The 19,688-nt window shown below is 65.5% G+C and carries 23 protein-coding genes; 7 read left to right on the forward strand and 16 right to left on the reverse strand.

What is annotated here, in order from left to right; genetic code table 11:
- Positions 1–60: 60 nt before the first annotated feature.
- Positions 61–513, forward strand: a complete 453-nt coding sequence (locus AC3A6M_RS07495; protein WP_487852100.1) for a hypothetical protein — start codon at positions 61–63, stop codon at positions 511–513.
- Here AC3A6M_RS07495 and AC3A6M_RS07500 read toward each other — a convergent pair.
- The 11 genes from AC3A6M_RS07500 to tyrS all read right to left on the reverse strand — a co-directional run bounded on the left by AC3A6M_RS07500 (position 510) and on the right by tyrS (position 9,720).
- A complete protein-coding gene (locus tag AC3A6M_RS07500) occupies positions 510–959 on the reverse strand; it encodes a YaiI/YqxD family protein (protein ID WP_487852189.1) in 450 nt (149 codons plus the stop codon). The two genes, AC3A6M_RS07495 and AC3A6M_RS07500, sit on opposite strands and share 4 nt — an antisense overlap.
- Before the next feature lie 2 nt (positions 960–961).
- Complete coding sequence (gene ruvB, locus AC3A6M_RS07505) at positions 962–2,029, reverse strand: Holliday junction branch migration DNA helicase RuvB (protein ID WP_487852101.1); 1,068 nt, start codon at positions 2,027–2,029, stop codon at positions 962–964.
- A 107-nt stretch (positions 2,030–2,136) separates the two neighbouring features.
- Positions 2,137–2,715 carry a Holliday junction branch migration protein RuvA gene (ruvA, locus tag AC3A6M_RS07510; protein ID WP_487852102.1) on the reverse strand — a complete coding sequence of 193 codons (579 nt, stop codon included), beginning with the start codon at positions 2,713–2,715 and terminating at the stop codon, positions 2,137–2,139.
- A gap of 27 nt (positions 2,716–2,742) precedes the next feature.
- Positions 2,743–3,282, reverse strand: a complete 540-nt coding sequence (gene ruvC / locus AC3A6M_RS07515; RefSeq protein ID WP_487852103.1) for a crossover junction endodeoxyribonuclease RuvC — start codon at positions 3,280–3,282, stop codon at positions 2,743–2,745.
- Between the two features lie 157 nt (positions 3,283–3,439).
- Positions 3,440–5,026: a bifunctional phosphoribosylaminoimidazolecarboxamide formyltransferase/IMP cyclohydrolase gene (gene purH / locus AC3A6M_RS07520; protein WP_487852104.1), complete on the reverse strand. Its 1,587-nt coding sequence runs from the start codon at positions 5,024–5,026 to the stop codon at positions 3,440–3,442.
- Positions 5,027–5,139: 113 nt separating this feature from the next.
- The gene (locus AC3A6M_RS07525; RefSeq protein ID WP_036235444.1) at positions 5,140–5,373 is read right to left on the reverse strand and encodes a helix-turn-helix domain-containing protein; all 234 of its coding nucleotides are present in this window, start codon (positions 5,371–5,373) and stop codon (positions 5,140–5,142) included.
- A gap of 77 nt (positions 5,374–5,450) precedes the next feature.
- Positions 5,451–6,476, reverse strand: coding sequence for a tRNA dihydrouridine synthase DusB (gene dusB / locus AC3A6M_RS07530; RefSeq protein WP_487852105.1), 1,026 nt, complete (start codon positions 6,474–6,476; stop codon positions 5,451–5,453).
- 117 nt (positions 6,477–6,593) lie between these two features.
- Positions 6,594–7,256 (reverse strand): histidine phosphatase family protein, encoded by a 663-nt coding sequence (locus AC3A6M_RS07535; protein WP_487852106.1) that lies wholly within the window; start codon positions 7,254–7,256, stop codon positions 6,594–6,596.
- Positions 7,257–7,269: 13 nt separating this feature from the next.
- Complete coding sequence (locus AC3A6M_RS07540) at positions 7,270–7,938, reverse strand: YbhB/YbcL family Raf kinase inhibitor-like protein (RefSeq protein ID WP_487852107.1); 669 nt, start codon at positions 7,936–7,938, stop codon at positions 7,270–7,272.
- A 55-nt stretch (positions 7,939–7,993) separates the two neighbouring features.
- Complete coding sequence (gene dtd, locus AC3A6M_RS07545; protein WP_487852108.1) at positions 7,994–8,452, reverse strand: D-aminoacyl-tRNA deacylase; 459 nt, start codon at positions 8,450–8,452, stop codon at positions 7,994–7,996.
- Positions 8,449–9,720, reverse strand: coding sequence for a tyrosine--tRNA ligase (gene tyrS / locus AC3A6M_RS07550; protein WP_487852109.1), 1,272 nt, complete (start codon positions 9,718–9,720; stop codon positions 8,449–8,451). Before tyrS ends, dtd begins: the two co-directional genes overlap by 4 nt.
- A gap of 168 nt (positions 9,721–9,888) precedes the next feature.
- On the opposite strand from tyrS, the gene AC3A6M_RS07555 reads away from it, so the two are divergent.
- Together AC3A6M_RS07555 and AC3A6M_RS07560 are read left to right on the forward strand one after the other, a co-directional pair.
- Positions 9,889–11,250: a peptidoglycan DD-metalloendopeptidase family protein gene (locus AC3A6M_RS07555; RefSeq protein WP_487852110.1), complete on the forward strand. Its 1,362-nt coding sequence runs from the start codon at positions 9,889–9,891 to the stop codon at positions 11,248–11,250.
- Positions 11,251–11,325: 75 nt separating this feature from the next.
- Entirely contained in the window at positions 11,326–12,429 is a 1,104-nt protein-coding gene (locus tag AC3A6M_RS07560; protein ID WP_487852111.1) for an anhydro-N-acetylmuramic acid kinase, read from the forward strand.
- Positions 12,430–12,481: 52 nt separating this feature from the next.
- On the opposite strand, the gene erpA is transcribed toward AC3A6M_RS07560, so the two are convergent.
- The 5 genes from erpA to rplM form a co-directional block, all read right to left on the reverse strand.
- A complete protein-coding gene (erpA, locus tag AC3A6M_RS07565) occupies positions 12,482–12,859 on the reverse strand; it encodes an iron-sulfur cluster insertion protein ErpA (protein WP_230020263.1) in 378 nt (125 codons plus the stop codon).
- Positions 12,860–12,913: 54 nt separating this feature from the next.
- Positions 12,914–13,327 carry a bactofilin family protein gene (locus tag AC3A6M_RS07570; protein ID WP_487852112.1) on the reverse strand — a complete coding sequence of 138 codons (414 nt, stop codon included), beginning with the start codon at positions 13,325–13,327 and terminating at the stop codon, positions 12,914–12,916.
- 150 nt (positions 13,328–13,477) lie between these two features.
- A complete protein-coding gene (gene argC, locus AC3A6M_RS07575) occupies positions 13,478–14,515 on the reverse strand; it encodes an N-acetyl-gamma-glutamyl-phosphate reductase (RefSeq protein ID WP_487852113.1) in 1,038 nt (345 codons plus the stop codon).
- Between the two features lie 218 nt (positions 14,516–14,733).
- Positions 14,734–15,126 carry a 30S ribosomal protein S9 gene (rpsI, locus tag AC3A6M_RS07580; RefSeq protein ID WP_028102305.1) on the reverse strand — a complete coding sequence of 131 codons (393 nt, stop codon included), beginning with the start codon at positions 15,124–15,126 and terminating at the stop codon, positions 14,734–14,736.
- A 9-nt stretch (positions 15,127–15,135) separates the two neighbouring features.
- On the reverse strand, positions 15,136–15,564 hold the full coding sequence (gene rplM, locus AC3A6M_RS07585) for a 50S ribosomal protein L13 (protein WP_258844852.1): 429 nt from the start codon (positions 15,562–15,564) through the stop codon (positions 15,136–15,138).
- Between the two features lie 291 nt (positions 15,565–15,855).
- Between rplM and AC3A6M_RS07590 the strand changes: the two genes are divergently transcribed.
- From AC3A6M_RS07590 to AC3A6M_RS07605, 4 genes are read left to right on the forward strand one after another with little or no spacing between them, the layout of a single operon-like run.
- Complete coding sequence (locus AC3A6M_RS07590; protein ID WP_487852114.1) at positions 15,856–17,304, forward strand: alpha/beta fold hydrolase; 1,449 nt, start codon at positions 15,856–15,858, stop codon at positions 17,302–17,304.
- Positions 17,305–17,316: 12 nt separating this feature from the next.
- Entirely contained in the window at positions 17,317–18,051 is a 735-nt protein-coding gene (locus tag AC3A6M_RS07595; protein WP_487852115.1) for an ABC transporter ATP-binding protein, read from the forward strand.
- Entirely contained in the window at positions 18,048–19,232 is a 1,185-nt protein-coding gene (locus AC3A6M_RS07600) for an ABC transporter permease (RefSeq protein ID WP_487852116.1), read from the forward strand. Before AC3A6M_RS07595 ends, AC3A6M_RS07600 begins: the two co-directional genes overlap by 4 nt.
- A 32-nt stretch (positions 19,233–19,264) precedes the next feature.
- A complete protein-coding gene (locus AC3A6M_RS07605; RefSeq protein ID WP_487852117.1) occupies positions 19,265–19,687 on the forward strand; it encodes an OsmC family protein in 423 nt (140 codons plus the stop codon).
- Position 19,688 lies beyond the last annotated feature (1 nt).

The following is a 19,688-nucleotide window of genomic DNA, read 5'->3' on the forward strand; positions in this document are numbered from 1 at the left end:
GACCATGACAACCCGATCGTCCGGTGCCCGGAAAACCTTGCGCGTCCAGGGGGCATCGGCATGATCGTGCTGCGCCTGCTTGCCCTTGCCGCCGGCGGCCTCGTCCTCATTGTGCCGCCGCTGCTGGCCGCGGGAACCCGGCGGCCCGACCTGCCGGTCTGGGTCGCCGTCGGCGGCCTGGCCGGGCTGGCACTGATCGCACTCAGCTTCCTCTACGTGGCCGCGCTCGGCGACCGCATGCGCCGTTCGGCCCAGGCCCGCACCCTCGGCGGCCTGCTGTTGATGATCCCCGCCGCCGCCAGCATCGCCATGCTGGCCACCCGCAGCGATATCCCGCTGCTGTGGGGCAGCGGCGTCCTGCTGTCGTTCACGGTGCTGCTGTTCCTCAGCTTCGTCTACCCGGCCGCGCCGGACCGCCGCCAGCGCCCGATGCGCCAGCGCGAGCGCACCGAACCGGTACTGGCGGTCGTGCACCAGCTCCCTGTCGCCAGGCGGCGCGACTCGCGCTTTTAAGAACGGCGCCGGGCCAGATAGCGGTCGAGCGCATTGGCGAACTGCTGGCGGTCGGCCTGGCTGAAGGCACTGGGGCCGCCGGTGTCGATGCCGCCGCTGCGCAGTTCTTCCATGAAGGCGCGCATCGTGAGCTGCTGGGCAATATTGTCCTTTGTGTAGAACTCGCCGCGCGGATTCAGCGCATCGCCGCCCTTCTCCAGCACGCGCGCCGCCAGCGGAATGTCGCCGGTGACCACCAGGTCGCCCGGCGCCAGGCGCTCGACGATTTCGGTATCGGCCACATCCGGACCGCTCGGCACCTGGACCGCACGGATGAAACGCGAGCCCGGCACCCGGATCAATTGGTTGGCGACCAGGGTCACCTGCAGCTGCAGCCGCTCGGCCACGCGGAACAGGATGTCCTTGATCACGCCCGGACAGGCATCGGCATCGACCCAGATCTCCATGCTCAGGCCGGCGGCAGGTTGTCCCACAGGTCGCCGGTGGGGCTGATGCGCGGCGCCGTGACGCCGAAGTGCTGGTACGCCAGCGGCGTCGCGATGCGCCCGCGCGGAGTGCGCTGCAGATAGCCCTGCTGGATCAGGTAGGGTTCCAGCACGTCCTCGATGGTGTCGGCGGCCTCGCCGATCGCCGCCGCCAGGTTGCCGATCCCGACCGGGCCGCCGGCGAACTTGAACAGCACCGCTTCGAGGAGTTTACGGTCCATCACGTCGAAGCCGACGGTGTCGACGTCGAGCATCTTCAGCGCGCGGTCGGCCATGTCCTTGGTGATCTCGCCGTTGCCCTTCACTTCCGCATAGTCGCGCACGCGGCGCAGCAGGCGGTTGGCGATACGCGGGGTGCCGCGCGCGCGCTTGGCCACCTCGCGCGCGCCCTCCTCGTTGATCGGCGCTTCCAGCAGCGCGGCGCTGCGGGTGACGATCTTCGTGAGTTCGTCGACGTTGTAGAACTCCAGGCGCGCGACGATGCCGAAGCGGTCGCGCAGCGGATTGGTCAGCATGCCGGCGCGGGTGGTCGCTCCCACCAGCGTGAACGGCTGCAGGTCGAGCTTCACGGAACGCGCGGCCGGGCCTTCGCCGATCATGATGTCGATCTGGTAGTCTTCCAGCGCCGGATACAGGATCTCCTCGACCACCGGAGACAGGCGGTGGATCTCGTCGATGAACAGCACGTCGTTCGCTTCGAGGTTGGTCAGCAGCGCCGCCAGGTCGCCCGGACGTTCCAGCACCGGGCCGGAAGTCTGGCGCAGGTTGACGCCCATCTCGCGCGCGATGATGTGGGCCAGCGTGGTCTTGCCCAGGCCCGGCGGGCCGAACAGCAGGGTGTGGTCGAGCGCCTCGCGCCGCTTGCGGGCGGCGTGGATGAAGATCTCGAGCTGGTCGCGGATCTTGGACTGGCCGACGTATTCGTCGAGGTGCTTGGGGCGCAGGGCGCGCTCGATCGCCTCCTCGTTCGGCGAGGCCGGCGCGGCGTCGATGATGCGCTGCTCGGTGAAGTTGTCGGTCTGGATGCTCATGTATGTATCACTCATAACGTCGTCCCCGCGCAGGCGGGGACCCAAGTTCTGCGTGAGCTATCGGAACGCATGCAAACTTGGGCCCCCGCCTCCGCGGGAGCGACGGATTAGGCTTTCGACAGCGATTTCAGCGCCAGCTTGATGCCCTCGGACACCGTGGTCCCGGCCGGCATGTTCTTGATGGCCGCCAGCGCTTCCTTGTCAGAATACCCCAAGGCCAGCAGCGCATTGAGCACGTCTGCCTGGGCGTCGTCCTGCACGGCGCCGCCGACCGCGCCGATGTCGGCGCCCAGCTTGCCCTTCAGTTCCAGCAGCAGGCGCTCGGCGGTCTTCTTGCCGATGCCGGGCACCTTGACCAGGCGCCCGGCTTCCTGCAGGGTCACGGCCTGGGCCAGGTCGGCCACCGACATGCCGGACAGGATCGCCAGCGCGGTGCGGGCGCCGACGCCGGTGATCTTGATCAGCTGGCGGAACACGGCGCGCTCGCTGGACGAGCCGAAGCCGAACAGCAGGTGCGCATCCTCCCGCACCACATAGTGCGTGAAGAGGACCACTTTTTCGCCCGTGTGCGGCAGGTTGTAGAAGGTGCCCATCGGCACGTCGACTTCGTAGCCGACGCCCTGGCAATCCACGAGCACTTGCGGGGGATTCTTTTCCAGCAGCACGCCGGAGAGACGACCGATCATCGCTAGCCTTTCGCTTTCAATGTGTTATCAGGATGAGACCAGGCGGCCGCGCCGCATGTGCAGGCCCTTTTCCGGCGACAGCGAACCGATCAGCGCCAGCGCATCCATGCCATGGGCGTGGCAGATCGCGATGCCGAGGGCGTCGGCGGCGTCGGTGCCGGGCAGGCCGGGGAGTTTCAGCAGGCGCGCCACCATCTCCTGGACTTGCGCCTTGACCGCGCGGCCGGAGCCGACCACGGCCTGCTTGACCTCGGCCGGCGTGTATTCCGCCACCTCGAGGTCGGCCCCGACCAGCGCCGTGATGGCCGCGCCGCGCGCTGCACCGAGCAGCAGGGTCGACTGCGGATTCACGTTGACGAAGACTTTTTCGATGGCCGCGCAGGCCGGCTTGTAGGTGGCGACGACTTCGCTGACGCCGCCCAGGATGATCTTGAGGCGCGGCGGCAAGGCACCATCAAGGCCGGTCTTGATGGTGCCGGACGCGATGTAACGCAGCCGCTGACCGTGTTTTTCAATGACCCCGAACCCCGTCGTGCGCAGGCCCGGGTCGATGCCGAGGATAATCATTATCGAATGTTATACCGGCTGGCGTGTTTCGTGGGAAAAATACTGTGCAAAAACACAGGTCGTGGCGAGTTTGTCACCGTAACCTGCGTGGGCTCGGGGAGCCCACCCTACCACGATCACGTAGGGTGGGCACCCCGTGCCCACGCGTGACCTCCGATCAGTGACGGAAGTGACGCGTACCAGTATAGAGCATGACGACCCCACGCTCGTCCGCCGCATCGATCACCTCCTGGTCGCGCATCGAGCCGCCCGGATGGATGACGCAGGTCGCGCCGGCGTCGACCACCACGTCCAGGCCGTCGCGGAACGGGAAGAAGGCATCCGAGGCCACCGCCGAGCCGACCAGCGACAGGCCGGCGTTATGCGCCTTGATCGAGGCGATGCGGGCCGAGTCGATGCGGCTCATCTGGCCGGCGCCCACGCCCAGGGTCATGCCGCCGGCGCAGAACACGATCGCGTTCGATTTCACGAACTTGGCCACGCGCCAGGCGAACATCAGGTCCTGCAGCTGCTGCGGGGTCGGCTGCTTCTTGCTGACCACGCGCAGGTCGTCCAGGCCGATATTCTTCGCGTCCGGCGATTGCACCAGCAGGCCGCCGCCAACGCGCTTGACGTCGAAGGGGTTCTGGCCGTCGCCCAGTTCGATCTCCAGCAAGCGCACGTTCTGCTTGGCCGCCATGATCTGGCGCGCTTCCGGCGTGAACACCGGCGCGATCACGACTTCGACGAACAGCTTCGAAATCGCTTCCGCGGCGCGGCCGTCGACCGGCACGTTGAAGGCGATGATGCCGCCGAAGGCCGAGGTCGGGTCGGTCTTCAGCGCGCGCTGGTAGGCATCCAGGGCATCGAGACCGATCGCCACGCCGCAGGGATTGGCATGCTTGATGATCACGCAGCCGGCCGGCTGCTCGAAGCCCTTCATCGTCTTCACGCATTCCCAGGCGGCGTCGGCGTCGGCGATATTGTTGTACGACAGTTCCTTGCCCTGCAGCTGGCGGTAGTTGGCCAGGCTGCCGGCGGCCGGGGCCAGGTCGCGGTAGAAGGCGGCGCTCTGGTGCGGATTTTCGCCGTAGCGCATGTCCTGGACTTTCTCGAAGTGCAGGTTCAGGGTCTGCGGGTAGGCCGCGCGGGTGGCGTGCTGCTTGTCTTCGCCCAGGCTGGTCAGGTAGTTGGTGATCGCGCTGTCGTACTGCGCGGTGTGGGCGAACACCTTCTTTGCCAGGCGGAACTTGGTGTCGTACGACACGCTGCCCGCGGCCTCTCCGGTACCTTTCATCTCGGCCAGCACCGGGCCGTAGTCGGCCGGGTCGACGATCACCACCACGTCGCGGTGGTTCTTGGCCGCCGAGCGCAGCATGGTCGGGCCGCCGATGTCGATGTTCTCGATCGCATCTTCCAGCGAGCACTGTTCCTTGGCGACGGTCGCCTGGAAGGGGTAGAGGTTCACCACCACCATGTCGATCTGCGGAATGCCGTGCTCTTCCAGCTTGGCAACGTGTTCCGGCAAGTCTCGGCGCGCCAGGATGCCGCCGTGCACTTTCGGGTGCAGGGTCTTGACGCGGCCATCGAGCATTTCCGGGAAACCCGTGTAGTCGGCGACTTCGGTGACGGGCACGCCATTGTCCTGCAGCAGCTTGGCAGTGCCGCCGGTCGACAGGATGTTCACGCCGAGCGCGGACAGCGCGCGTGCGAAGTCGAGTACGCCGGTTTTATCGGAAACGGAGATGAGGGCTTGTTTGATCATGGGAGAGGCCTGTTGATAAAAATCGGTGCGGACGCATTTTTTCCTGCTGCTATATTCCATTACGCCGGCGGTGGCCGGCGCACGCTCGCACGCACCGGCCCCCTCGCCGGCGTTTACAGCAGCCCGTGCTCCTGCAATTTCTTGCGCAAGGTGTTGCGGTTGATGCCCAGCATCTGCGCCGCATGCGACTGGTTGCCTTCGGCACGCGTCATCACCACTTGCAGGATCGGTTTTTCGACGGTCAGCAGCATCATGTCGTAGATATTCGTCGGTTTTTGCTCGCCCAGGTCGTTGAAATAATCTTCGAGGCTTTTCTGAACGACTTCCTGGATACTCTCTTTGCTCATGTCTGCTACTTCACCTTGGTTAATGGCGCTGCTTTTGGCAGCCCTGTCTCCGATTATTTTTTATTTTTTACTATTTTTTATGCCGCGATCGCGACGTCATCAGAATGCGCGGGCCGGTATTGTAACCGCTCGCCAAACCGGTGTTGCGATTTGAAAAAATCGTCCACGGCCGCCAGCTGCTCGGCGGTCGATTCCAGCAGATTCATGCGCTGGCGGAATTCCTCGCCGCCGGGCAGGTCTTCCACATACCAGCCGATGTGCTTACGCGCCGTGCGCACGCCCAGGTATTCGCCGTAGAAGGCATAGTGCGCCGGCAGGTGTTCGTTCATCAGTTCGCGCACTTCGTCGACCAGCGGCGCCGGCAGGTGCTCGCCAGTCGTCAGGTAATAATCGATCTCGCGGCAGATCCAGGGACGCCCCTGGGCTGCGCGGCCGATCATGACGGCGTCGGCGCCCGTGTGGTCGAGCACGAATTTCGCCTTTTCCGGGGTCGTGATGTCGCCGTTCGCCACCACCGGAATCGAGACGGCCGCCTTCACCGCGGCGATGGTGTCGTACTCGGCATCGCCCTTGTAGCCGTCGGCGCGGGTGCGGCCGTGCAGGGTCAGCATCGCGATGCCGGCCTGCTCGGCCATGCGCGCGATCGTCAGGGCGTTCCTGTTCTGGCGGTCCCAGCCGGTGCGGAACTTGAGCGTGACCGGCACGTCCACCGCGCGCACCACCGCTTCCAGGATGCGCTGGACCAGGTCTTCGTGCTGCAGCAGGGCCGAACCGCACCAGTTGTTGCAGACCTTCTTGACCGGGCAGCCCATGTTGATGTCGATGATCTGGGCGCCGCGGTCGACGTTGAATTTCGCGCACTCCGCCAGCTCTTCCGGCACCGCGCCGGCGATCTGCACCGCCTTCGGCTCCATCTCGCCCGCATGGTCGGTGCGGCGCGAGGACTTTTCGCTGGCCCACAGGCGCGGATTCGAGGCCGCCATCTCCGACACCGCATAACCGGCGCCCAGCTTCTTGCAAAGCTGGCGGAACGGGCGGTCGGTCACCCCGGCCATCGGGGCGACGAAGACGTTATTGCGCAGCGCGTAAGGACCAATTTGCACGGGAGTAAGACCAGGAAAACAATCGGGAACTCGCTATTTTACCCGAACCGCTGCTCAATTTATCAGCACAAGTTTTTTCTAGTGTTGAAAATCTGACATATTTCTTTCGTGCCAAGCTCAGGTGAGCTCGTCGAGCACCGCCGGACGCAGGTGGGACACCTCGCCCCAGCTCTCCAGCACCAGCTTGCCGCCGTCGACGCGGAAGCGGTTGACGCTGGCGTTGTAGACCTTGAAGTCGCGCGGCGTTTCCAGCGGCAGGTTGCCGGCCATCCGGTAGGCGCACTCGAGCACGCCGCCGTGGGCCACCAGGGCCAGGGTGCGGCCGGGGTGCATGCGGGCCAGGCCCAGGATCGCTTCGGTGGCGCGGGCGTAGAACTGGCGGAAGGTTTCACCGCAATTTTTGCCATCCGGCAAAATCGCATCGATGTCGCGCGCCTGCCAGGCCGCGAACTCGGCCGGGAAGCGCTGTTCGATCTCGGAGTACAGCAGGCCTTCGAAGCCGCCGTAGCAGCGTTCGCGCAGGCCGGGCTCGATCTGCAGCGGCATGCCGCGCAGCGCGGCAACGGCCTGGGCGGTCTGGCGGGCGCGTCCCAGGTCGCTGGAGACCAGCAGGTCGATCGGCTCGTGCGCCAGCGCCCCGGCGAGCAGGCGGGCCTGGCGCTCGCCCTCCTCGTTCAGCGGAATGTCGAGATGACCCTGCAGGCGGCGCTCCGCGTTCCATGCGGTTTCGCCGTGGCGGATCAGGAGGATGTTGGTGGGTGGGTGTGCTGCGTTAGTCAATGTCTTGCCGGGTTTATTTATCGATGATGGTGGCGGCGATTTGCGGGTTCAGCGAATACACGCCGAAGATCCGGGCTTCGTCCAGGATATGGCCGGTAATGGCGAGGCGCGCCTCCTTGCCGGTGAAGCGCCCGGTCAGCGGCAGGCGCGGGATGTCGAGCGCATACAGCGTGAACACGTAGGTGTGGACGCGCTCGTCGTTCCAGGGCGGACAGGGGCCGTCGTAGCCGTAGTAGTCGCCGGCCATGTCGGGATCGCTCGCGAACCAGCTGGTGTAGTCGTTGAGGCCATGGCGCAGCTGGTGCTCGGTGCCGTTCTTGATCGTGAACGGGACCAGCGGACCGCTCTTGCCGCCCGGGGTCACCATGTCCGAGAACAGGCCCTCGGCGAAGGACTTCAGGCACACCGGGATGTCGACCAGCGCCCAGTGGAAGAAGTCGGTGCGCGGCAAGGCGTCCGGCACCGTCCTGCCTTCCTTGTTGACGTCGGTGCCGTCGGTCGGCACGTCGAGGTCGTGGCACAGCAGCACCAGCGACTCGGCGCCCGCCGGCACCTCGTCCCAGGAGAAGTGGGGACTGCGGTTGCTCGACAGCTTGATGTGGCTGCCGGGATCGATCTCGGCGAACGCGCAGCGGGGCGGAATCGGGCCGCCCTCGGTAAAGGAATCGCTCCAGATATTCATCGCCCTACCCTCCCTTCTTTCCTAGTCAGATTGACCGGCGCCGTCCGCCGCAGTTTCAACCAGAAACCTTGGGTGGATCAATACGAAGCCAGAAAGTTACTGGACCGTCGTTCGTCAACGACACCTGCATATCGGCGCCGAAGCGGCCGGTCTCGACCTTACCGTGACGCTCGCGCGCCTGGCGCACGACATGCTCGAACAGCCGGCGCCCATCGTCCGGCGCGGCCGCCGGCGAGAACGAAGGCCGGGCCCCGGAGCGGGTGTCGGCCGCCAGCGTGAACTGCGGCACCAGCAGCAGGCCGCCGGCGACATCGGTGACGCTGCGGTTCATCTTGCCGGCCTCGTCGGAAAACACGCGGTAGCCCAGCAATTTGGCCAGCAGCGCATCCGCCTCGCGTTCGGTATCGCCCTTTTCGGCGCAGACCAGCACCATCAGGCCGTGCCCGATGGCGCCGACGGTCTCGCCGTCGACCACGACGCTGGCCTGGGTGACGCGCTGTAGCAGGCCGATCATGCCGCGAGGGTCACGCGCGCGAACTTGCGCTTGCCGACCTGCAGCACGAAGGTGCCGGCCGCGACCTGCAGCGCCTTGTCGGCCACGACGGTGCCGTCGATGCGCACGCCGCCCTGGTCGATCATGCGCATGGCTTCCGAGCTGGACGCGCACAGGCCGGCCTGGCGCAGCAGCTGCGGCAGGCCCAGCGGGGCGCCGCCGGTGCTCACTTCCGGGATGTCGTCCGGGATCCCGCCCCGGGAGCGGTTGACGAAGTCCGCCAGCGCATCCTCGGCCGCCTGCTGCGAGTGGAAGCGCGCCACGATCTCCTGGGCCAGCGCGACCTTGGCGTCGCGCGGGTTGCGGCCGCCTTCGACCTCGACCCTGAGCTGCGCCAGGTCCTGGATCGAGCGGAACGACAGCAGCTCGTAGTACTTCCACATCATGACGTCCGAGATGCTCATCAGCTTGCCGAACATGGTGTTGGCCGGCTCGGTGATGCCGATGTAGTTGTTCTTGGACTTCGACATCTTCTCGACGCCGTCCAGGCCTTCGAGCAGCGGCATGGTCAGGATGCACTGCGGCTCCTGGCCATAATCTTTCTGCAATTCACGACCAACGAGCAGGTTGAATTTCTGGTCCGTTCCACCCAGCTCAAGGTCTGCTTTCAAAGCGACCGAATCATAGCCTTGCATGAGCGGGTAAAGGAACTCATGCACGGAAATCGGGGTCCCATTCTTGTAGCGCTTGGTGAAGTCGTCGCGTTCCATCATCCGCGCCACGGTATAGCGCGAGGCCAGCTGGATCATGCCGCGCGCGCCGAGCGGGTCGCACCACTCGGAGTTGTAGCGGATCTCGGTGCGCGCCGGGTCGAGCACCAGCGAGGCCTGCTTGAAATAGGTCTGCGCATTGGTTTCGATCTGCTCGCGGGTCAGCGGCGGACGGGTCACGTTGCGGCCCGACGGGTCGCCGATCATCGAGGTGAAGTCGCCGATCAGGAAGATCACCTGGTGGCCCAGGTCCTGCAGCTGGCGCAGCTTGTTCAGCACCACGGTATGGCCCAGGTGCAGGTCGGGCGCGGTCGGATCGAGGCCGAGCTTGATGCGCAGCGGCGTGCCGCTCTGCTCGGAGCGCGCCAGCTTCTGTGCGAATTCGCTCTCGATCAGCAGTTCGTCGACGCCACGCTTGGTGATCGCAAGGGCTTCCTGGACGGCATCGCTCAAGGGAAGAGCCGCAGCCCCGGCGGAAGTTGCAGTTTTGGCATTACCAGAAAGCTCAGAGGAAGTCATAAAAATCTTGTAGGAGAATGGCTAAAACGGTTGTAGGAGCCGGTATTTTGATATAATTCGCGATCCCGTCAATCTTGCCGCTTGAAAAGTTTCAAAGACAATAAGTAAGAAAACAAAAGAAAAAACGTTTGTCTTGGGACGGTGAAGCGGTAAATTTTAACTGATTGCATGAACCCAATACAGAAAATCACTGGCAAGCGCTGGTTCGGTCTCGCCGACACGAGCCGCAAGACCCGCATCATTGCGGGCGGCGCCGCTGCCCTGGCCCTGTGTGCCTTCGGCGCGACCGCGGTCGCCCCGATCGCGCCGGATGCCGCCGACATTCCTGTGAAGTCCATCGCACAAGACCTGCAACTGCCGAATCTGGCCGACCAGATCGCCGCGCTGCAGCAGGACCAGCAGGAATTCATCCACGAAGAGCGCATCCGTCCCGGTGATTCCCTGGGTTCCGTCTTCACCCGCCTCGGCATCGACGACCAGCAGGCCGCCGCCTTCGTGCGCAGCGACAAGCTGGCGCGCAGCATCCTGAACCTCAAGACCGGCAAGCGCATCCAGGCCGAGACCGACGAGAACGGCCTGATGCTGTCGCTGCGCGCGACCATCCCGGTCGACAAGGACACCTTCAATACCGTCACCGTGACCCGCAAGGGCGACAAGTTCGTCGTCAGCAAGGCGCCGGCCGAACTCGAGCGCCGCGTCGAAATGCGTTCGCGCGAAATCAGCACCTCGCTGTACGCCGCGACCGACGCCAACGTCGACGGCGGCCAGATCCCGGATTCGGTGGTCAACCAGATCATCGAGATGTTCTCGACCAACATCGACTTCCGCTCCGACCTGAAGCGCGGCGACCGTTTCAACGTCGTCTACGAAACCTTCTGGCAGGACGGCGAACTGGTCCGCACCGGCCGCGTGCTGGCCGGCGAATTCATCAACCGCGGCGTGGCCTACCAGTCGGTCTGGTACGAAGACCCGGTCAGCCACCAGGGCGGCTACTACGGCCTGGATGGCCAGTCGCTGAAGAAAGCCTTCCTGAAGTCGCCGGTCGCCTTCAGCCGCATCTCCTCCGGCTTCTCGATGCGCGTGCATCCGGTGTTCAACGTCTGGAAAGCACACAAGGGCGTCGACATGGCCGCCCCGATGGGCACCCCGATCCGCGCCGCCGGCGACGGCACCGTCGATTTCGCCGGCGTGTCGAACGGCTACGGCAACATGGTCGTGCTCAAGCACTGGTCCAACTACAGCACCGCCTACGGCCACATGAGCCGCTTCGCCAGCGGCATGCGCAAGGGCCAGAAGGTGCACCAGGGCGACGTGATCGGCTACGTCGGCGCGACCGGCTGGGCCACCGGCCCGCACCTGCACTATGAATTCCGCATCGGCGGCACGGCAACGGACCCGATGAAGCTGAAGAACCTGCAGGCACAACCGCTGACGAACGGCGAAATGTCGCGCTTCCGCATGGCGGCCGCCGAGATGTCGCACCGCTTCTCGCTGCTGAGCCCGGCTGGCAACGCGATGGCTGCACGCTAAGCCGTCGCCGAATCACGGATAGAATGAGGCGCCTTGCACTGCACAGTGCAAGGCGTTTTTCTTTTAGAGACCAATATGCCCGCTTCTTCCCTCTACATCGGCCTGATGTCCGGCACCAGCCTGGACGGCGTCGACGGCGTGCTGGCCGACTTTGCCGGCCGCGGCATCCGCACCCTGCAAGCCGCGTTCACGCCCTTTCCCGCCGAACTGCGCACCGAGCTGATGGCGCTGCAGGCCGCCAGCGATAACGAACTGGAACGCGAAGCCCTGGCCGCGAACGCGCTGGCGCGCTGCTATGCGGCTTGCGTACAACAGTTGCTGGCCCAGGCGCCGGGACCGGTGCGCGCCGTGGCCGTGCATGGCCAGACCATCCGCCACCGTCCGGAACTCGGCTTCACGCGCCAGACCAACAATCCCGCCCTGCTGGCGGAATTGACCGGCATCGACGTGATCGCCGATTTCCGCACGCGCGACATCGCCGCCGGCGGGCAGGGCGCGCCGCTGGTGCCGGCTTTTCATGAAGCCCGGTTCGGCAAGGCGAAGACGGTGCGGGTGGTGGTGAACATCGGCGGCATCGGCAATATCAGCGTGCTGCACGGCGACGGCCGGGTGAGCGGCTACGACACCGGCCCCGGCAATGTGCTGATGGATTTGTGGGTCGCGCGCCACACCGGCAAGCCCTACGACGAGGATGGCGCCTTCGCCGCGTCCGGCAAGGTCGACGAAGCGCTGCTCGAGATCCTGTTGGACGAACCCTATTTCCGCCAGCCGCCGCCCAAGAGCACGGGCCGCGACCTGTTCCATGCGGAATGGCTGGATGCCAGGCTGGCCCGGCGCCCCGGCCTGGCGCCGGCCGACGTGCAGGCCACCCTGACGCGGCTGACGGCGGTGTCGATCGCGCGCGCGATCCGGGACGCGACCACCGGCCAGGCGGCGCAAGCCGTGTACGTGTGCGGCGGCGGCGCCTACAACGGCGTGCTGCTGAAGGAAATTGCCGATGCGCTCGGCGGGACTATCCCGGTCGCCTCGACCGATGCGCTGGGCGTGGCGCCGAACCGGGTCGAGGCCCTGGCCTTCGCCTGGCTGGGCTACCGCTTCATGCGGCGCCAGCCGGGCAACCTGCCGGCCGTGACGGGGGCTGCCGGGCTGCGCGTGCTGGGCGCGCTCTACCCGGCATGAAAAAAGGCCGCCGGCAATGCCAGGCGGCCTTTCTATTCGTGCGAAGAAACGATTACGCCGAGAACGACGAACCGCAGCCGCAGGTCGAGGTGGCGTTCGGATTCTTGATGACGAACTGGGCGCCTTCGAGGTCGTCCTTGTAGTCGATCTCGGCGCCGACCAGGTACTGGTAGCTCATCGAGTCGATCAGCAGGGTGACGCCGTTCTTTTCCATGGCGGTGTCGTCGTCGTTCATGATCTCGTCGAAGGTGAAGCCGTACTGGAAGCCGGAGCAACCGCCACCCTGCACGAAGACGCGCAGTTTCAGGTCGGGATTGCCTTCTTCCTCGATCAGCTGGGCGACCTTCTGCGCGGCGCTGTCGGTGAAGTTGATGGGCGACGGCATTGCGTCCTGCTCTTGCGAGCGATGCAATTCGGCGATTGCGGTCATGGATAAACTCCTGATTGAATTCGGATTTCGTCCATTATAGACGGTTAGCGCCAGTCATGCTGATGCCCCTTCCGCCGCCACTCCTAAATGAAACACCGGCTCGGCGGCCGGGGTCGCGGTGGCTTCGTGGGTCAGCTTGCCCGTCACCAGGGCGCCGCCATGCATTTCCAGCAGGCGGTAATGGACATCCCCATGTATGCGGCCTTTCGGCTGCAATTCAAGCAGTTCCGTCGAAAAAACGGTCCCGGCAATATAGCCGTTGACGACCAGGTTGGCGCAGCGCACCTCGCCCTCGATGCGGGCGTGTTCGGAGACGATCAGGACGCTTTCACCGGCGTCGCCGGCGATCACGTTGCCATGCACCTCGCCGTCGATGCGCAGGCCGCCGGTGAATACCAGGTCGCCTTCGATGCGGGCGGAAATGCCGATCAGGCTGTCGATTTCGCTTTTTGCATTACGACCGAACATGGTAGTCCCCTCGCGTAGTAACACGTTGCCAAACGCACCAGTGCAACGGTCAATTTACCGTGCTCAACATCAGCTGCCTTGATCTGCATCTTGTCGGCAACCCTTACGAGGGGAAGCGCGGCGCCACGGCGGGCGCGCGCGCGGTCCGGCTCAAGGCAGCAGCGCGACCTGCTTCAGGCCCATGTTTTCCGGCACGCCGAACATCAGGTTCATGCACTGCACGGCCTGGCCGGCGGCGCCTTTGACCAGGTTGTCCTGGACCACCAGGATCACCACGGTGTCGCCGCCGTCCGGACGGTGCAGCGCGATGCGCAGCATGTTCGAACCGCGGGTCGAGCGGGTTTCCGGGTGCGAGCCGAACGGCATGACGTCGACGAATTCGTCGTCGCGGTAGGCGTCCTCGAACAGGGCTTGCAGGGTCGCGTTGTCGACGTCCCTGGTCAGGCGCGCGTACAGGGTCGAGTGCATGCCGCGGATCATCGGCACCAGGTGGGGCGTGAAGATCAGGCCAACTTTCTGGTCGGTGTAGCGCTGCAGCTGGGCCGAGGTCTCCGGGGTGTGGCGGTGGCCGGCCACGCCGTAGGCCTTGAAGTTGTCGCTCGCTTCCGAGAACAGGGTGCCGATCTCGGCCTTGCGGCCGGCGCCGGATACGCCCGACTTGCTGTCGGCGATCAGGTTGCCGGCGTCGATGAGGCCGGCCTTCAGCAGCGGGTAGAAGCCCAGCTGCATGGTGGTCGGGTAGCAGCCCGGATTCGCGATCAGGCGCGCCTGCTTGATGTCGTCGCGGTTCAGTTCCGGCAGGCCATACACCGCTTCCTCGATCAGCTCGGGAGCGGTGTGCTCCATCTTGTACCACTTCTCGAAGGCGGCGCGGTCCTTCAGGCGGAAGTCGGCGGCCAGGTCGATGACCTTGACGCCGGCGGCCAGCAGGGCCGGCGCCTGGGCCATGGCGACGCCGTGCGGGGTGGCGAAGAACACCACGTCGCACTGGGTCAGGTCGGCCTTGTCGGGACTCGAGAAGGCCAGGTCGACGTGGCCGCGCAGCGACGGGAACATGTCCGCCACCGGCAGGCCGTCTTCCTTGCGCGAGGTGATGGCGGTCAGCTGCACCTCGGGATGGGCTGACAACAGGCGCAGCAGCTCCACGCCCGTGTAACCGGTACCGCCAACGATGCCAACTTTGATCATGTTCTTTCCTTCGTAAGTAAATAAGTGCCGAGCAAGGCCGAGGGTGCAATTTTATGCGAAAAATCAAACCGGGGTCAGACTCCCGTTTTTGGAAATAGCCTGAGCGCTTTTGCCAAAATTGGGAGTCTGACCCCGGTTTGATGGATAACAAAAAAGCCGCCGGCTTTGCAGCGGGCGGCTTTCTGTCTGGATGCAGCGCGGAGGCGCTGCGGATCCAATTAACGCTTCGAGAATTGCTTTGCGCGACGTGCTTTGCGCAGACCAACTTTCTTACGCTCGACTTCACGGGCGTCACGGGTGACGAAACCGGCACGTGCCAGGTCGCCCTTCAGGCCTGCGTCGTAGTCGATCAGTGCACGGGTGATACCGTGGCGCACTGCACCTGCCTGGCCGGACTCGCCGCCGCCATGCACGTTGACCTTGATGTCGAAACGCTCGACGTTGCCGGTCAGTTCCAGCGGTTGACGGATGACCATCAGGCCGGTTTCGCGCGAGAAGTACTCGGCGGCCGGTTTGCCGTTCACGATGATCTGGCCGGTGCCAGCCTTGATGAACACGCGGGCGACTGCACTCTTGCGACGGCCGGTGCCGTAATTGTAGTTACCGATCATGTCAGTTCCTTAGAAATCGAGTGCTTGCGGTTGCTGGGCGGCGTGCGGGTGGGTGCCTTCCGCATAGACCTTCAGCTTCTTGATCATGGCGTAGCCCAGCGGGCCCTTCGGCAGCATGCCTTTGACAGCCTTTTCCAGGGCACGGCCCGGGAAGCGCTGTTGCATTTTCAGGAAGTTGGTTTCGTAGATACCGCCCGGGTAGCCCGAGTGACGGTAGTAGGTCTTCTGGGTGGCCTTGGTGCCGGTCACGCGCAGCTTGCCTGCGTTGACGACGACGATAAAGTCACCGGTATCGACGTGCGGAGTAAATTCCGGCTTGTGTTTGCCGCGCAGTCGGCGTGCCACTTCGCTGGCAACACGTCCGAGGACTTTGTCCGTCGCGTCAATCACGTACCAATCGCGCTGGACTTCATGGCCCTTAGCGGAAAAAGTTTTCATGTTGACTTCCTATATATAGGTGTAAATGCTCAAATGGTGGTTCCGCCAAACACCCGCGGACTCTGCCTTATTGTCTTTTCCTGAGCAAATGGAAAGCCCACGATCATAGCTGATCCGCCCTCCTTCAGTCAAGCCAGCCTTGGCGCATGCCCGACACTCTCCGCTTGGAGATAGCGCAAATTCTTTTTAGACAAGCTCGCTAGACTCAGAATTTAATGCATTTTTGCAACTTATTCGTTGACCATGAAAAGAATAACAAACTAACATGGTCGGCAACGAAGAGGAGACGCCGTGACCACCCGCACCATCCTGCCCGCCCTGTTTGCCCTGCTGTGCTCGACATCCGCGCTCGCCGCACCGCCCGCCGGGACACCGGCCAGCGCAGGCCCGGCCGCTGCCCGCAGCTGCCACCTGCCCGGCGCCGAGGAAGCGCTGCGCTGCCTGTCCGTCACCGTCCCGCTCGACTATGCCAGGGCCGGCGCCGGCACGCTGAAGCTGCACGTGACCGTGGCTCCGGCCTTCCGCGAATCGGCCCGCCCCGATCCGCTGTTCGTGCTGGCGGGGGGGCCCGGCCAGGCCGGCAGCGACGTGCTGCCGCTGCTGTCGGCCGCCTTCAAGCGCGTGCGCGCCACCCGCGACATCGTCTTCATCGACCAGCGCGGCACCGGCCTGTCCGGCAAGCTCGATTGCGAGAACCCGTCCAACGAAGAGACCATGAGCGACGCCGAGCTGGAAGCGGAACTGCGCCGCTGCATCGCCGGCAGCCGCACCGACTTCGCCGCCTACACCACGGCAAACGCCGCGCGCGACATCGAACAGGTGCGCCGCGCGCTCGGCTACGGCAGGATCAACGTCTGGGGCGGCTCCTACGGCACCCGCCTCGGCCAGGCTTATGCGCGCGCCTTCCCGGGCAGCGTGCGCAGCCTGGTGCTGGACGGCGTCGCCGCGCCCGACCAGGTGATCCCGGCCGGCGGGCGCGACGGCCAGGCGGCGCTCGACAAGCTGTTCGCCCAGTGCCAGTCCGATGCTGCCTGCCACGAGGCCTACCCGAACCTGCGCGCCGAGTTCGAGGCCGTGGCCGCGCGCGCCGAGGCCGGCCTGAAACTGTCGATCGCCGACCCGCGCACCGCCCAGCCGGTAAGCTTCACGATGACCGGTCCGCGCTTCCTCGGCACCGTCCACAACATCCTGTATTCGCCGGCCGACGCGCGCCGCCTGCCCTTCCTGATCCACAGCGCCTGGCAGGGCCGCTGGGAGCCCTTCGTGGCCCGCCATAACATCGCCGGCGACTTCGCCAGCGACGCCTCCAGCGCGATCCTGCTGCACCTGGCGGTGGTATGCGCCGAGGACGTGCCGCGCATGACGCCGGCGCTGATGAAGGAGGACGCCTCCGCGCTCACGCGTCCGCTGGCCGACCGCATCCCCGCCCTGTGCAGGACGCTCAAGGTGCCGGCGGCGCCGTATGCCGAGCCGTCCGCGATCCAGGCCCCGGCGCTGCTGCTGTCCGGCGCGCTCGACCCGGTGACGCCGCCGCGTCGCGCGGAAAGCGCCGCGCGCCACATGCCCAGGGCGCGGCAGCTGGTGGTGGCGAACGCCGGCCACGGCGTCTCCCAGCTCGGCTGCGCGCCGCGCCTGCTGCGTGAATTCCTCGACCGCCCGGACGGCAAGCTCGACGCCAGCTGCCTGGCCGAGATCCCCGCCCCGACCTTCCAGCTCGGCAGCGCCGGGCCGCAACCCTGAATCGAGCCTGCCATGATAGAAGTCCAGGAAGTACGCAAACAGTTCGGCACCGTGCAGGCGCTCGGCGGCGTCAGCTTCACCGCGCGCGACGGCCAGATCACCGCCCTGCTCGGCCCCAACGGCGCCGGCAAGACCACCCTCCTGCGCACCCTGGTGGGGCTGCTCAGGCGCGACCACGGGACCATCGCCATCGACGGCATCGACCCGGAAAAGGATCCGCTGGCGGTACGCCGCAGCCTCGGCCTCCTGACCGACCAGTTCGGACTGTACGAGCGCCTCAGCACGCGCGAATACCTGGGCTATTTCGGTGAACTCAACGGCATGGCCGGCCCGGCATTGCGCCAGCGGATCGACGAGGTCGCCGACCTGCTGCAGATGGGCGACATCCTGGAGCGCCGCACCAAGGGCTTCTCGCAGGGCCAGCGCATCAAGGTCGCGCTGGCGCGCACCCTGCTGCACCGTCCGCGCCACCTGCTGCTGGACGAACCGAGCCGCGGGCTGGACGTGATGAGCACGCGCGCCCTGCGCCATGCCCTGGCCGCGCTGCGCGCCGACGGCTGCTGCGTCATCATGGCCACCCACGTGATGCAGGAAGTGACCCACCTGTGCGACGACGTGATCGTGATCGCCAAGGGGCATACCGTGGCCCAGGGCTCGCCCGAAGAACTGTGCCGGCGGACCGGCATCGCCAACCTGGAAGACGCATTCGTCAGCCTGGTCGGCACCGAAGAAGGGATCGCCGCATGAAACCGAAATTCCTGGTCGTGTTCCTGAAAGAGCTGCGCGAAACGCTGCGCGACAAGCGCACGCTCGGCCTGCTGCTGCTGTTCACCGTGATGTATCCGGCGCTGATCGGCTACGTGGTCCAGCAAACCATCAACCGCGCCACCAAGTCGGAGCGCGAAGACCTCAGGATCGCCGTCATCGGCGCCGGCCAGGCGCCCACGCTGATGGCCCAGCTCAAGCAGCGCAACATCAAGGTCGAGGATCCCGGCAAGCTCGACGAAGCCGGCATCACCGACCTGCTGCAAGCCCGCAAATATCCGGTGGTGCTGCGCCTGACCGACAAGTTCACGGAGAACTATGCCGCCATGCGCCCGGCGCGGGTGGAACTGTGGTACGACTCGGCCGACGAGAAAGGCGCGCGCCGCCGCGACGTCGAGGACGTGCTCGAAGCCTACGGCGCCAACGTCGCCAGCGCGCGCCTGCTGGCGCACGGGGTATCGCCGGCGACGCTGGCGCCGATCCAGGTGCAGCGCTTCGACACCGGCACCAATGCTTCGCGTTCGGCGGGCCTGATCGGCAGCCTCCTCGGGGTGTTGTTCGTACCGGTCTTTATCTGCGGTATGTCGGCCGCCATCGACAGCACCGCCGGCGAGCGCGAACGCCGCTCGCTGGAGGTGCTGATGGCGCAGCCGGCGCACGCCTGGGAGCTGGTGGTCGGCAAATGGCTGACCTCCGCCAGCCTGGCCCTCGCCGGGGTCATGTTCGAGATGCTGCTGGCGCACGCGATCCTGTCCTGGCTGCCGCTGGAGGAAATCGGCATGTCCTGGAGCCTGACCCTGGCCGACCTGGCATTGGTGGTCTCCGTCACGGTGCCGCTATGCCTGTTCGCCGCCGGCCTGCAGGTGGCGCTGGCGATGAATGCCAGGTCGTTCAAGGAAGCGCAAAGCACCCTGAGCTTCGTGATGCTGTTGCCGCTCCTGCCGGGCATCGTGATCCCGATGATGGAATTGAAGACTGCGTCGTGGATGTACATGGTGCCGGTGCTGTCGAACCAGACCCTGCTGCGTGAAATGACCAAGGGCGGCGACCTCGGCGTCCTGCCTTACGCAATGACCTTCGCCTGCTCGGCGCTGGCCGCGCTCGTCGCCGTCGGCTTCGCCACCTGGCGCATGAAGAGCGAGCGCTACGTGTTGTCCGTGTAAGGCTTAGAATAGATTCTTTTCGGAGGAATCGAATGGAAGTCAAAGTCAGCTGGAACGGCCCGTCCGGGATGAGCTTCCGGGCCGAAACCGGCTCGGGCCACATGGTCAGCATGGACGGCGCGCCGGAGGGCGGCGGCCACAACCTGGCGCCGCGCCCGATGGAGATGGTATTGCTGGGCACGGGCGGCTGCACCGCCTATGACGTGGTGCTGATCCTCAAGCGCGGCCGCGAAGACGTGCGCGGCTGCGACGTCACCCTGAAGGCCGAGCGCGCCGACACCGACCCGAAGGTGTTCACGAAGATCCACTTCCACTTCATCGTCAGCGGCCGCAACCTGAAGCCGGCGGCGGTGGAGCGGGCCGTCAACCTGTCGCACGACAAGTACTGCTCGGCCTCGATCATGCTGGCCAAGACGGCAGAAATTACCCACTCGTTCGAGATCGTCGAAGCGTAAC

The organism is Telluria sp. Soil_C_11 (assembly GCF_057657395.1).